At 73.0% G+C, this 13,584-nt stretch carries 9 protein-coding genes; 7 read left to right on the plus strand and 2 right to left on the minus strand.

The window, feature by feature from the left end; translation table 11 throughout:
• Positions 1–817: 817 nt before the first annotated feature.
• The 6 genes from ACFYXC_RS27760 (at position 818) to ACFYXC_RS27785 (ending at position 10,197) form a co-directional block, all read left to right on the plus strand.
• On the plus strand, positions 818–3,073 hold the full coding sequence (locus ACFYXC_RS27760; RefSeq protein WP_389554543.1) for a molybdopterin oxidoreductase family protein: 2,256 nt from the start codon (positions 818–820) through the stop codon (positions 3,071–3,073).
• A 140-nt stretch (positions 3,074–3,213) separates the two neighbouring features.
• Positions 3,214–4,677, plus strand: a complete 1,464-nt coding sequence (locus ACFYXC_RS27765) for a CitMHS family transporter (protein WP_389554545.1) — start codon at positions 3,214–3,216, stop codon at positions 4,675–4,677.
• 29 nt (positions 4,678–4,706) lie between these two features.
• On the plus strand, positions 4,707–5,972 hold the full coding sequence (locus ACFYXC_RS27770) for an MFS transporter (RefSeq protein ID WP_389554643.1): 1,266 nt from the start codon (positions 4,707–4,709) through the stop codon (positions 5,970–5,972).
• Positions 5,973–6,106: 134 nt separating this feature from the next.
• On the plus strand, positions 6,107–7,489 hold the full coding sequence (locus ACFYXC_RS27775) for an ABC transporter ATP-binding protein (RefSeq protein ID WP_389554547.1): 1,383 nt from the start codon (positions 6,107–6,109) through the stop codon (positions 7,487–7,489).
• A gap of 199 nt (positions 7,490–7,688) precedes the next feature.
• Complete coding sequence (locus tag ACFYXC_RS27780; protein ID WP_389554549.1) at positions 7,689–9,077, plus strand: aldehyde dehydrogenase family protein; 1,389 nt, start codon at positions 7,689–7,691, stop codon at positions 9,075–9,077.
• 37 nt (positions 9,078–9,114) lie between these two features.
• A complete protein-coding gene (locus ACFYXC_RS27785) occupies positions 9,115–10,197 on the plus strand; it encodes a Zn-dependent alcohol dehydrogenase (RefSeq protein WP_389554551.1) in 1,083 nt (360 codons plus the stop codon).
• A gap of 73 nt (positions 10,198–10,270) precedes the next feature.
• Here the strand turns inward: ACFYXC_RS27785 and ACFYXC_RS27790 are convergent, their stop codons facing one another.
• Together ACFYXC_RS27790 and ACFYXC_RS27795 are read right to left on the minus strand one after the other, a co-directional pair.
• Entirely contained in the window at positions 10,271–11,272 is a 1,002-nt protein-coding gene (locus tag ACFYXC_RS27790) for a DMT family transporter (RefSeq protein WP_389554645.1), read from the minus strand.
• A gap of 454 nt (positions 11,273–11,726) precedes the next feature.
• The gene (locus ACFYXC_RS27795; RefSeq protein ID WP_388913916.1) at positions 11,727–12,362 is read right to left on the minus strand and encodes a TetR/AcrR family transcriptional regulator; all 636 of its coding nucleotides are present in this window, start codon (positions 12,360–12,362) and stop codon (positions 11,727–11,729) included.
• Between the two features lie 64 nt (positions 12,363–12,426).
• On the opposite strand from ACFYXC_RS27795, the gene ACFYXC_RS27800 reads away from it, so the two are divergent.
• The gene (locus ACFYXC_RS27800; RefSeq protein ID WP_389554553.1) at positions 12,427–13,578 is read left to right on the plus strand and encodes an acyl-CoA dehydrogenase family protein; all 1,152 of its coding nucleotides are present in this window, start codon (positions 12,427–12,429) and stop codon (positions 13,576–13,578) included.
• The last annotated feature ends 6 nt before the right edge of the window (positions 13,579–13,584 follow it).

The following is a 13,584-nucleotide window of genomic DNA, read 5'->3' on the forward strand; positions in this document are numbered from 1 at the left end:
AACCGCGCGGCACGGCCGACCCGCCGGGGCGCGACGCATGGCCGCGCCGCGCAGGCGGGGCGCGTGGCCGGTGTCATCGCTGCGGCGCAGGGCCGTGACCCGCACCGGGGCGCAGGGCCGCGTCCCGCAGTGCGGGCGCACGGCTGCACCGCACAACCGCGTCGCACGGCCGACCCGCCGGGGCACGTGGCCGGTGCCATCGCTGCGGCGCAGAGCCGCGACGCCGCAGCCGGGGCGCGCGGCCGCGGCGCAAGGCCGCCACGCACGGCCGCGAGTCGCACCGGGGCGCAGGGTCGCGACCCGCAGTCCGGGCGCACGGCTGCGACGTACAACCGGGGCGCAGGGGCGACCCGCCGGGGCGTGACACATGGCTGCGGCGCGGGGCCGTGACGCACAACCGGGGCCGCAGGGCCGCCATGCACGGCTGCGACTCAGAGCTGCGGCGCAGGGCCGCCACCCGCAGCCGGGGCACATGGCTGCGACTCACGGCTGCGAGGCGCAGCCAGGCCGCACGGCTGCGGGGCGGGGTCGTAATCCGCAGCCCGGGCGCATGGCCGCGACGCAGAATCGCGACCCGCAGACGGTGCCCATCGCTGCGGCGCTGGGCTGCGACCCGCAGCCCGGACGTGCCGTCGCCACGCGCGACCGCGCCGCGCGGCCGGCCCGCCCAAGCGCGACGCGCAACCGCGGCGCGCAGTCGGTCCGAGTGGTGGGTTTGTGGCTCGATCGGTGGGGACCCCTCCCCAGCGTCCATACCGGTCGGTATGCTCGGCCCGTCAGTGCGTCGCCGTTGCCGCCATTCCCTTCGGGAGGACCCGTGTCCACCACCACCGACTCCCGCACAGCCCTGCGCATCTGCCCACTGTGCGAGGCCACCTGCGGGTTGACCCTGACCATCGAGGGGACCCGGGTGACGAGCGCGCGCGGTGACCGCGACGACGTGTTCAGCCAGGGGTTCATCTGCCCGAAGGGCGCCTCGTTCGGGGCCGCCGACGGCGACCCGGACCGCCTGCGCACCCCTCTCGTGCGCAAGGACGGCGAACTGCGCGAGGCCACCTGGGAGGAGGCGTTCGACGCGGTCGCCGCCGGACTGCGGCCGGTCGTCGACCGGTACGGGCCGCACTCCGTCGGAGTCGTCCTCGGCAACCCGAACGTGCACACCATGGCAGGCGCCCTCTACCCGCCCGTCCTGCTCGCCGGACTCGGCACGCACAGCGTGTTCACCGCGTCCACCCTCGACCAGATGCCCAAACACGTCTCCAGCGGCCTCCTCTACGGCGACGCGAACGCGATCCCCGTACCCGATCTCGACCACACCGACCACCTGCTGCTGATCGGCGCCAACCCCCTGGAGTCCAACGGGAGTCTGTGCACCGCCCCCGACTTCCCCGGCAAACTCAAGGCCCTCAAGGCCCGCGGCGGCACACTCACGGTCATCGACCCCCGCCGCACCCGCACCGCCAAGCTCGCCGACCGGCACGTCGCCGTCCGCCCCGGCACCGACGCCCTGCTCCTCGCGGCGATGGCGTACGTCCTCTTCTACGAGCACCTGACCGACCTCGGTGAACTGGCCGAACTGGTCCAAGGACTCGACGAACTCCGGGAAGCCGTAAGGGACTTCACCCCGGAGGCCGCCGCCGGGGCCTGCGACGTCGACGCCGACACGATCCGGACGCTCGCCCGCGAACTGGCCGCCGCGCCCACCGCCGCCGTCTACGGCCGCATCGGCAGCTGCACCGTCCCGCACGGCACCCTGGCCAGCTGGCTGGTCGACGTCCTCAACATCCTCACCGGCAATCTCGACCGGCCGGGCGGCGCCCTCTTCCCGCGGGCCGCCACCGACCGCACCCCCCGCCCCGCCGGACCCGGGCGCGGCTTCGCACTCGGCCGCTGGCACAGCCGGGTGAGCCGGCACCCGGAGGCCAAGGGCGAACTGCCGCTCGCCGCGCTGGCCGAGGAGATCGACACGGCGACCGCCGAGGGCGAGCCCGTCCGCGCGCTCGTCGTCATCGCCGCCAACCCGGTCCTCTCCGCCCCCGACGGCGACCGCCTCGACAAGGCCCTCGGCTCGCTCGACTTCATGGTCAGCGTCGACCCGTACCTGAACGAGACCTCCCGCCACGCCCACGTCGTGCTGCCGCCGCCCCCGCCCTCGCAGAGCCCGCACCACGACTTCGCCTTCAACACCCTCGCCGTACGCAATCAGGTCCGTTACACCCGGGCCGCCGTCCCGCTGGAACCCGGCAGGATGGCCGAGACGGAGATCCTCGCCCGGCTCGTCCTCGCCGCCACCGGCATGCACGGTGCCGACCCCTCCGCCGTCGACACCCTGGTCATCGACCAGACCCTCGGCAAGGCGGTCGAGGAAGCGCACTCCCCGGTGCACGGCCGCGACCCCCGCGAACTCGCCGCCGCCCTCACCGGTGACACCGGCCCGGAACGGCGCCTCGACATGATGCTGCGCCTCGGCCCGTACGGCGACGGATTCGGGGCCCGCGACGAGGGGCTGAACCTGCGCAGGCTGCTCGACCACCCGCACGGCATCGACCTCGGACCGCTCCAGTCGCGGCTGCCGGGCCCCCTCAAGACCCGCAGCGGACGGGTCGAACTGCTCCCGCGGCCCCTCGCCGAAGACCTCCCGCGCCTCAGGGACGCCCTGCGCTCGCGCCCCGGCGGCCTCGTCCTGGTCGGCCGCCGCCATCTGCGGTCCAACAACAGCTGGATGCACAACATCCCCGCCCTCACGGGCGGCACCAACCGCTGCACCCTGCACATCCACCCCGAGGACGCCGACCGCCTCGGAGTCACCGACGGGGCACCGGTGCGCGTCAAGGGCGCCGGGGGAGAGGTCGTCGCCCCCGCCGAGGTCACCGACGCCGTCCGCCGCGGAGTGGTGAGCCTGCCGCACGGCTGGGGCCACGACCGGCCCGGCACCCGGCTGCGGCACGCCGCCGCGGACCCCGGTGTCAACGTCAACCAGCTCCTGGACGGCAGCCTGCTCGACCCGCTGTCCGGCACGGCGGTGCTGAACGGCGTACCCGTCGAGGTCGCACCCGCCGGCACCACACCATGACCACAATGAACGCTGTGACCTGGAGTTCTGCGCTTATTGCTCTCACGTCAACATCTTGTTAAGGCTTGTCGGCCCGACCTAACGTCACTCGAACCGCCGGCCCTGGTGGGAGTTCAAGGGCGAACGTTAGGTATCCACTCATGCTGACCATCCTCGGCTTCACCATGATCGCGACCTTCCTGGTCCTGATCATGATGAAGAAGATGTCGCCGATCGCGGCGCTCGTGCTGATCCCGGCACTCTTCTGCGTGTTCGTCGGAAAGGGCGCCCACCTCGGCGACTACGTCATCGAAGGGGTGGGCACCCTGGCGCCCACCGCCGCGATGCTGATGTTCGCCATCGTGTACTTCGGCGTCATGATCGACGTCGGCCTCTTCGACCCGGTCGTCCGGGGCATCCTCAAGTTCTGCAAGGCCGACCCGATGCGCATCGTCGTCGGTACGGCCCTGCTCGCCGCGATCGTCTCCCTGGACGGCGACGGCTCGACCACCTTCATGATCACGGTGTCGGCGATGTACCCGCTCTACAAGCGCCTCGGGATGAGCCTCGTGGTGATGACCGGTGTCGCCGCCACCGCCAACGGCGTGATGAACACCCTGCCCTGGGGCGGCCCGACGGCCCGCGCCGCCACCGCGCTCAAGCTCGACGCCGGCGACATCTTCGTGCCCATGATCCCGGCGCTCGCCGTCGGCCTGGTCTGCGTGATCGCCCTCTCGTACGTCCTCGGCCTCCGCGAGCGCAAGCGCCTCGGCGTGCTGAGCCTGGCCGACGTCCTGGAGAGGGAGAAGGAGGAGGAGAACGAGAACGAGACGGTCCTGGTCGGTGCCGGTGCCTCCAGCGGCTCCGGTGACGGCAAGGTGCGTCTCGCCAAGGCCACGGGCGGGTCGGGCTCCGGTACCGAGGCCGGCGCCCCGGCCGGGTCCGGGGGCGGACCCGACGCGGACGACGTGGACGACGTACGCCTCCAGGGCCTGGACCCGAACCGCCCGACGCTGCGACCCAAGCTGTACTGGTTCAACGCGCTGCTCACGGCGGTCCTCATCGCCGCCATGATCATGGAACTGCTGCCGATCCCGGTCCTCTTCCTGCTCGCCGCCGCGCTCGCCCTGACGGTCAACTTCCCGCACATCCCGGACCAGCGGGAACGTCTCGCCGCCCACGCCGACAACGTCCTCAACGTCTCCGGCATGGTCTTCGCCGCCGCCGTCTTCACCGGCGTCCTCCAGGGCACCGGCATGGTCGACTCCATGGCGAAGTGGCTCGTCGACGGCATCCCCGACGGCATGGGCCCGCACATGGCCCTCGTCACCGGCGCCCTGAGCCTCCCGCTCACCTACTTCATGTCGAACGACGGCTTCTACTTCGGTGTCCTGCCGGTCCTCGCCGAGGCCGGCGCCGCGCACGGCGTCTCACCGCTGGAGATCGCCCGCGCCTCCCTCGTCGGCCAGCCGCTGCACATGTCGAGCCCGCTCGTCCCGGCCGTGTACGTCCTGGTCGGCATGGCCAGGGTCGACTTCGGCGACCACACGAAGTTCGTGGTCAAGTGGGCCGTCCTCACCTCGCTCGTGGTGCTCGGCGCCGGAATCCTGTTCGGCATCATCTGACCCATGGCCGTCCGATGAAGAACGTCACCGTGCGGCCCGGCGGGAGCCGCGGCTGGCTGCTCCGCCTGGTCATCGCCTTCAGCTTCGCGCAGGGGGCGGTGTCCATGGCGCGGCCCGCCGTCTCCTACCGGGCCCTCGCGCTCGGCGCCGACGAACGCGCGATCGGCGTGATGGCCGGGGTGTACGCGCTGCTCCCGCTCTTCGCCGCCGTACCGCTCGGCCGCAGGACCGACCACGGCCGGTGCGCCCCGCTGCTCCCGGTGGGCGTGGTCCTCATCGCCGGCGGCTGTGCCCTCAGCGGTACGGCGGGCAACCTCTCCGCGATGGCGGCCTGGAGCGGTGTGATGGGCCTCGGGCACCTCTCCTTCGTGATCGGCGCCCAGTCGCTGGTGGCCCGGCAGTCCGCGCCGCACGAACAGGACCGCAACTTCGGCCACTTCACCATCGGCGCCTCCCTCGGCCAGCTCGTCGGGCCGATCGCCGCGGGAGCCATGATCGGCGGCCCCGACATGGCGGGCACCAGCGCCCTCGCCCTGCTGGCCGCGGGCGGCGTCGCCGCGTTCTCGTTCGTGTCCCTGTGGCGCATCGAGCACCGTACGCGGGGCACGTCCCGCGGTGGACGGGGCGACCGCGTGCCCGTGCACCGCATCCTGCGCACCCGGGGCGTGCCGGCGGGCATCTTCATCAGTCTCGCCGTGCTCTCCGCCACGGACATCCTCACCGCGTACCTGCCGGTGGTCGGCGAGCACCGGGGCATCGCCCCCTCCGTGATCGGTCTGCTGCTCAGCCTGCGCGCGGCGGCGACCATCGCCTGCCGGCTGGTGATGACACCGATGCTGCGGCTGCTGGGCCGGGCCGCGCTGCTCACCACGACCTGCCTGCTGGCGGCCCTGCTGTGCGCGGCGATCGCCCTGCCCGTACCGGTCTGGGGCCTCGCCGTCGTCCTCGCCGTGCTCGGCTTCTGCCTGGGCGCGGGCCAGCCGCTGTCCATGACCACGGTCGTCCAGGCCGCTCCGGACGACGCCCGCTCCACGGCCCTCGCCCTGCGGCTGACCGGCAACCGGCTCGGTCAGGTCGCCGCGCCCGCCGCCGCCGGCCTGATCGCCGGGTTCGCCGGCGTGGCCGCGCCGTTCGTGATGCTCGGCGGGCTGCTGCTGATCGCCTCGGGCCTTGGGCTGCGGCAGGGCCGTACCGCCGCCGTGTCCGAAACGGGCCGCCGCCGCGAGGAGCCCGCCCCTGCGCCCGAACGCGGAGAACGACCCACGGAACGCCGAACGACGCGCCGGCGCCCCTGAGTTGGTTTGTCCAAAGTCTTCCCCGCGCATGCGCGGTGCGTTAGCTTCCGTGACTCACAGGTCCCGTGCGAACCCGTACGAGCCGTCCGTCCGCGGAGCACCAGCGCCCCGTGGGACCCCGGGGGTCACGTCTCATGCCACGTGCCGTCTCTCTGCACCAGGTGAGCAAGTCCTACACGCCGGGCGTCCGCGTGGTGGAGCGGCTGTCGCTCGACATCGCCCCCGGTGAGTTCCTCGTGCTGCTCGGCCCGTCCGGCTGCGGCAAGTCGACCGTGCTGCGCATGATCGCCGGCCTGGAGGAGCCCACGGAGGGGGAGGTACGGCTCGACGGCGCGTACGCCAACGACCTCCCGCCCTCCGAACGGGACATGGCGATGGTCTTCCAGAACTACGCCCTCTACCCGACCATGAGCAGCCGCGGGAACATCGGTTTCCCCCTGCGCATCGAGGCACCGGGGCAGGATCCCTCGCCGCGCGTGGAGGCCACGGCCCGGATGCTCGGCATCGAGGAGCTCCTCGACCGCTTCCCCCACCAGCTCTCCGGCGGGGAACGCCAGCGCGTGGCGATGGGGCGGGCGATCGCCCGCCACCCCTCCGCCTTCCTGATGGACGAGCCGCTGGCCAATCTCGACGCCAAGCTCCGCAACCACCTGCGGGCCGAGATGGCGCGGCTCACCCGGGACCTGGACGTCACCACCGTGTACGTCACCCACGACCAGTCGGAGGCGATGTCGCTCGGCGACCGGGTCGCCGTCCTGCGCGGCGGTGTCCTCCAGCAGGTCGGCACCCCGCGCGCGGTCTACGCGCTGCCGGAGAACGTCTTCGTCGCCGCGTTCATCGGCACGCCCAGGATCAACCTGCTCCGGGGTGTCGTCCTCGCCCCGCTCGACGGTGCCATGTCGATCGGCCTCGGCCGCCAGTCCCTCGTCCTGCCCGAACCGCTGTCGCCTGACCACCGGCTGCTCCGTGTGCAGCAGGGCCGCGAGGTGATCGTCGGGCTCCGCTCGGAGGCCGTGCGCCTTGCCAGGCCCGGGCAGGCCAGGCCCGGCGAGGTGGCGATCAGCGGGCTCGTCGAGCATGTGGAGTTCCAGGGCCACGAGGTGCTCGTGCACCTCAACACGGGGTCGCAGCCGGCGCTCGTACCGGAGCTGGAGGCGCCCAGGCCGGTGGCGCGGCCGTTTCGGCGCCGCCGTCGGGAGGGCGGGGTCCTGGACCGGCTGCGGGACCGGGCGGGCAGCCTGCGGGCCGGGCCCGTCGTGGTGCTGGACCGCGATGCGGCGGATGCCGAGGCCGAGGCGGAGCGGGTGGCGGACCGGGAGCGGATGCGGGAGCGGGCGCCGGGGTCCGCCGAGGCGCGGCTGCCGGGGGACCTCATCGTGCGGACGACGCCCGACCACGCCCTGCGCCACGGTATGCAGGTGCCGCTGCTGGTGGACCTCGCCCACCTGTACGTCTTCGACCACCACGGCGTACGCATCTGCCCGACCCCGGCCCGTCTGCCGGACCTGGAGGCGTGACGCCGGCTTCGGGTACGCCGCGGCCCATCACGCGGTTCCCCCGCGGCCCTGAACGGGCGCCTTTTGAAGGGCGCTCCTGACGGGGCGCCGGGACCGCCGGCGGGCGGTCACTGGTGTCACAAAACTAACAGCGCTAGTTTGGGGCGCGGACGACGGCTAGGTTGGGGGGCGGACGACGACGCCCACCCGGGAGGAACGCATGAAGGCACACGACGGCATGTACATCGACGGCGAGTGGCGCCCCGCGGCCGGGGCGGACACGATCGCCGTCGTGAACCCGGCCGACGAGCAGGTCATCGCCCTCGTCCCGGCCGGCACGATCGAGGACGTCGACGCCGCCGTGCGCGCCGCGCGCGCCGCCTTCCCGGCCTGGGCCGCCACCCCGCCCGCCGAACGCGCCGCGCGACTCGCCGCCCTGCGGGACGTCCTCGTCGCCCGCAAGGACGAGATCGCCGGGACGGTCACCGCCGAACTCGGCTCGCCGCTCAAGTTCTCCCAGGCCGTGCACGTCGGAGCGCCGATCGCGGTCGCCGGTTCGTACGCCGACCTCGCCGCCTCGTACGCCTTCGAGGAGAAGGTCGGGAACTCGACCGTCTATCTGGAGCCGGTCGGCGTCGTCGGAGCGATCACGCCGTGGAACTACCCGCTGCACCAGATCGTCGCCAAGGTCGCCCCCGCCCTCGCGGCCGGGTGCACGGTGGTGCTGAAGCCCGCCGAGGACACCCCCCTGACCGCGCAGATCTTCGCTGAGGCGGTCCACGAGGCGGGTGTGCCGGCCGGCGTCTTCAACCTCGTCACCGGCCTCGGCCCGGTCGCCGGCCAGGCGCTCGCCGAGCACGAGGGCGTGGACCTGGTCTCCTTCACGGGCTCGACGGCCGTCGGCCGGCAGATCGGCGCGACCGCGGGCGCGGCCGTCAAGAAGGTCGCCCTGGAACTGGGCGGCAAGTCCGCCAACGTCATCCTGCCCAGCGCCGACCTGGCCAAGGCCGTGAACGTCGGCGTGGCCAACGTGATGTCCAACTCCGGCCAGACGTGCAGCGCCTGGACCCGCATGCTGGTGCACGAGGCCCAGTACGACGAGGCGGTCGCCCTGGCCGCCGACGCCGCCGCGAAGTACGGCGAGCGCATCGGCCCGGTCGTCAACGCCAAACAGCGCGAACGCGTGGTCGGGTACATCGAGAAGGGCGTGAGCGAGGGCGCACGGCTCGTCGCGGGCGGACCCGAAGCCCCGCGCAAGGAGGGCTACTTCGTCAGCCCGACCGTCTTCGCGGACGTCACGCCCGAGATGGCGATCGCCCAGGAGGAGATCTTCGGCCCGGTCCTGTCGATCATCCGGTACGAGGACGAGGCGGACGCCCTGCGCATCGCGAACGGCACGGTGTACGGGCTCGCGGGCGCCGTCTGGGCCGGGGACGAGACGGAGGCCGTGGCCTTCGCGCGACGCCTGGAGACCGGACAGGTCGACATCAACGGCGGACGCTTCAACCCCCGGGCGCCCTTCGGCGGTTACAAGCAGTCGGGCGTCGGCCGCGAGCTGGGCTCGCACGGACTGTCCGAGTACCTCCAGACCAAGTCCCTGCAGTTCTAGAGTTCCGAAGTCCAGAGTCCTAGGAGCGTTGTACGTCATGACTCGCGCCGCTGTGCTGCCCGCCGTCGGGGCTCCCCTGGAGATCACCGGGATCGACCTGCCGGAGCCCGGCCCCGGCCAGGTGCGGGTCCGCCTCGCCGCCGCCGGGGTCTGCCACTCCGACCTCTCACTGACCAACGGCACCATGCGGCTCCCGGTGCCGGCCGTACTCGGCCACGAAGGGGCGGGGACCGTGGTCTCCGTCGGCCCCGGCGTGGCAGGCATCACGCCCGGCGACGAGGTGGTGCTCAACTGGGCGCCGTCCTGCGGACGGTGTCACGCGTGCTCACTCGGCGAGATCTGGCTGTGCGCCGACGCGCTGGCCGGGGCCGCGAACGTCTACGCCCACCGCTCCTCGGACGGCACGGACCTGCACCCGGGCCTGAACGTCGCCGCGTTCGCCGAGGAGACGGTGGTGCCGGCCGCCTGCGTGCTGCCGGCGCCGGCCGGGATCCCGCTGGCGGACGCGGCCCTGCTCGGCTGCGCCGTACTGACCGGCTACGGGGCCGTGCACCACTCGGCCAAGGTCCGGGCCGGCGAGACCGTCGCCGTCTTCGGCGTCGGCGGGGTCGGGCTCGCGGCGATCCAGGCCGCGCGGATCGCGGGTGCCTCGACGATCGTGGCGGTCGACGTGTCGTCGGAGAAGGAGACCCTGGCGCGCGAGGCCGGAGCCACCGAGTACGTCATCGCCTCGGACAGCACGGCTCGGGAGATCCGCGGCCTCACCGGCAGACAGGGTGTGGACGTGGCCGTGGAGTGCGCCGGCCGTGCCGTCACGATCCGTACCGCGTGGGAGTCCACCCGCCGGGGCGGGCGCACGACGGTCGTCGGCATCGGCGGCAAGGACCAGCAGGTCACCTTCAACGCGCTGGAGATCTTCCACTGGGGCCGCACGCTCGCCGGCTGCGTCTACGGGAACTCCGCCCCGGCCCGTGACCTGCCCCTCCTCGCCGAGCACGTGCGGGCCGGACGGCTGGACCTCGGCGCCCTCGTCACCGAACGGATCGGGCTCGACGGCATCCCGTCGGCGTTCGAGAACATGCTGGCGGGCAAGGGCGGCCGGGCGCTGGTGATGTTCTAGGCACCGGCCCCTGGAATCAGCTCGGGACCGGCGCCTGGAACCGGTCCCGGGCCGGCGCACCCCGGCCCGCCGGCTAGGAGCCCTCGGACCGCGGCTGCGGACCTGGCTCCGGAGCCGCGCCGACCGCCGTGGCGGGGGGAGCGGTCGTGGCCGTCGCGACCGCTCCCGCCCCGGGTCCGGATCCCGCCCGGGGCCCGGACCGCGACACCGCCACCCCCGCGAGACACACCAGACCGCCGACGAGGGTGATCCAGCCCGGCACCTCGTCGAGCGCCACCCAGGACATCAGCACCACCAGCGCGGGCACCGCGTACGTCGTGGCGCCCATCCGCCCGGCCGTCGTACGGGCCAGCGCGAACGCCCACGTGGTGAAGGCCAGGGCGGTCGGGAAGACGCCCAGGTACACCATGTTGAGGGTCGCGGACAGGGGGGCGTCCTGGGCGTCGGACACCAGTTGTCCCGCGAACGGCAGGCAGGCCACCGCGCCGATCACGCATCCGTACGTCGTCACCTGGAGTGCGGAGCCGTGCCGCAGGGCCGGCTTCTGCGCGACCACACCGCCCGCGTACGCCACCGCGGCGAGCAGGCAGAGCAGGACGCCGAGCACGGAGGCGCTGCCCTCGCCCGACATCGAGAGGCCGACGACCGCCGCGCCGGCGAAGGAGACCGCCATGCCGGCGAGCAGCCGTGACGGCAGCCCTTCGTCGAGCAGCCACCCGGCGAGCAGGGCCATGATCAGTGGCCCGACGTTCACCACGAGGGCGGCGGTGCCCGCGTCGACCTTCTGCTCGCCCCAGTTCAGCACGACCATGTAGAGGCCGAACCAGAGCAGCCCGGACACCACGATCCCGGGCCACGCGGCCCGCGGCGGGAGTCCTTCGCGGCGTATCAGGCAGATCACGCCGAGGACCAGCGCGCCGGAGAGGAGACGGCCGAGGGCCAGTGCGCCGGGTGAGTACGCCTCGCCGGCGCTGCGGATGGACACGAAGGCGGAGGCCCACAGCAGCACGGTGACGCCGGCCGCGGCGGCGGCGAGCAGTTCCGTACGGGGGGCGGTGGGCCGGCGGGAGATCATCACGTTCCAGAGGCTAGGCGGGGCGGTGGAAAAGGGCTCGCGGTTTTCGGACCCGTCGCTGCCGGAGGGGGCCGGGGTCGTGCCGAGTCCGCGGGCCGGTGGGGGCCGGTCGCGCAGTTCCCCGCGCCCCTGAAGGGCGCGTACGCACCAGCCCGTGTCCAGGGCGTGCCGGCACGGTCAGTCGTCATCGGACCTGATCCGCGCAGCGGCTTCGAGGGGCGCGGGGAACGGCGCGAGCACCCGTCACGGACGGTCAGCCGTCATCGGACCTGATCCGCGCAGCGACATTGAGGGGCGCGGGGAACGGCGCGAGCACCCGTCACGGACGGTCAGTCGTCATCGGACCTGATCCGCGCAGCGGCTTCGAGGGGCGCGGGGAACGGCGCGAGCAACCCCCACGGGCCGGCAGACGGCAACCCGCCCCCGCCACTACCCCCTCCGCCCCCCCGGGCCCCTACCCCCGCAACCCCTCGAACTGCAGACTCAACCCGTCCAGCAACGCGGAAAGCCCCGTCTCGAACGCCCGCTCGTCGATCTTCTCCTGCTGCTCGGCCAGCAGATGCGCCTGCCCGAGGTGCGGATAGTCCGCGGGATCGTAGGCCGTCTCGTCGTCCACGAACCCCCCGGCGAACGAGGAGAGCGCGGACCCGGTCACGAAGTACCGCATCAGCGCCCCGATGGACGTGGCCTGCGCCGGGGGCCACCCCGCGGCCACCATCGCCCCGAAGACCGCGTCCGCGACCCGCAGGCCGGCCGGCCTGCGCCCCGGCCCCCGCGCCAGCAGGGGCACGATGTGGGGATGGTCGCGCAGCGCGGCCCGGTAGGACACGGCCCAGTCGTGCAGCGCGGTCCGCCAGTCCCGTCCGTCCTCGAACATCGACAGGTCGACCTGCGCGCTCACGGAGTCCGCGACGGCCTCCAGGATCTGGTCCTTCGTACGGAAGTGGTTGTAGAGGGAGGGCCCGCTCACCCCCAGCTCCGCCGCCAGCCGCCGCGTCGACACCGCGGCGAGCCCTTCGGCGTCCACCAGGGTCCGTGCCGTCGCGACGATGCGGTCGGTGCTGAGGAGGGGCTTGCGCGGTCGGGCCATGGCGCACATAGTAGGGCTGGGCCTCAGAAACTAGCAGTGCTAATTAAAAGCAGGAGTGATCACGGTGAACCTGGAACTCAGCGAGGAGCAGACCGCCGTCCGGCAGCTGGCCAGGGACTTCGTCGCCCGCGAGATCACCCCGCACGTGATCGCCTGGGACCGCGCCGAGGACGTGGACCGTTCGATCGTCAAGAAGCTCGGCGAGGTCGGCTTCCTCGGCCTCACCGTCGACGAGGAGTACGGCGGCAGCGGCGGCGACCACCTCGCGTACTGCCTGGTGACGGAGGAGCTGGGCCGGGGCGACTCCTCGGTCCGCGGCATCGTCTCCGTCTCCCTCGGACTCGTCGCCAAGACCATCGCGTCCTGGGGGGACGAGAGCCAGAAGCGACGCTGGCTGCCGGGGCTCACCTCCGGCGAGTACGTCGGCTGCTTCGGTCTCACGGAACCGGGCACCGGATCCGACGCCGGCAACCTGTCCACCAGGGCCGTGCGCGACGGCGACGCATATGTCATCAGCGGCACCAAGATGTTCATCACCAACGGCACCTGGGCGGACGTCGTGCTGCTCTTCGCCCGCTCCACCGACGCGCCCGGCCACCGGGGCGTGTCCGCCTTCCTGGTGCCGGCCGACACCCCCGGCCTGACCCGCCGCACGATCCACGGCAAGCTCGGACTGCGCGGCCAGGCCACGGCCGAACTGGTCCTGGAGGACGTCCGCGTGCCCGCCTCGGCGATGCTCGGTCCCGAGGGCAAGGGCTTCGCCGTCGCCATGTCGGCGCTGGCCAAGGGCCGCATGTCGGTGGCGGCGGGCTGCGTGGGGATCGCCCAGGCCGCGCTGGAGGCCGCCGTGACGTACGCGACCGAGCGCGAGCAGTTCGGCAAGGCCATCGCCCGCCACCAGCTGGTCCAGGAACTGATCAGCGACATCGCCGTGGACGTGGACGCGGCCCGGCTCCTCACCTGGCGCGTCGCCGATCTCGTCGACCGCGGTGAGCCGTTCGCCACCGAGTCCTCGAAGGCCAAGCTCTTCGCCTCGGAGGCCGCGGTGCGCGCCGCGAACAACGCGCTCCAGGTCTTCGGCGGCTACGGCTACATCGACGAGTACCCGGTCGGGAAGCTGCTGCGCGACGCCCGGGTGATGACGCTGTACGAGGGCACCAGCCAGATACAGAAGCTGGTCATCGGCCGTGCGCTGACCGGCGTCTCGGCGTTCTGAGGCGCA

It is taken from the genome of Streptomyces sp. NPDC002701 (genome assembly GCF_042889045.1).
In the GTDB taxonomy this organism is placed as follows: domain Bacteria; phylum Actinomycetota; class Actinomycetes; order Streptomycetales; family Streptomycetaceae; genus Streptomyces.

Bases quoted from the DNA above. Each gene is read 5' to 3' on its own strand.
- ACFYXC_RS27765 (WP_389554545.1), top strand. From the start codon at position 3,214: ATGCTGACCATCCTCGGCTTCACCATGATCGCGACCTTCCTGGTCCTG.
- ACFYXC_RS27775 (WP_389554547.1), top strand. From the start codon at position 6,107: ATGCCACGTGCCGTCTCTCTGCACCAGGTGAGCAAGTCCTACACGCCG.
- ACFYXC_RS27780 (WP_389554549.1), top strand. From the start codon at position 7,689: ATGAAGGCACACGACGGCATGTACATCGACGGCGAGTGGCGCCCCGCG.
- ACFYXC_RS27785 (WP_389554551.1), top strand. From the start codon at position 9,115: ATGACTCGCGCCGCTGTGCTGCCCGCCGTCGGGGCTCCCCTGGAGATC.
- ACFYXC_RS27790 (WP_389554645.1), bottom strand. From the start codon at position 11,272: ATGATCTCCCGCCGGCCCACCGCCCCCCGTACGGAACTGCTCGCCGCC.
- ACFYXC_RS27795 (WP_388913916.1), bottom strand. From the start codon at position 12,362: ATGGCCCGACCGCGCAAGCCCCTCCTCAGCACCGACCGCATCGTCGCG.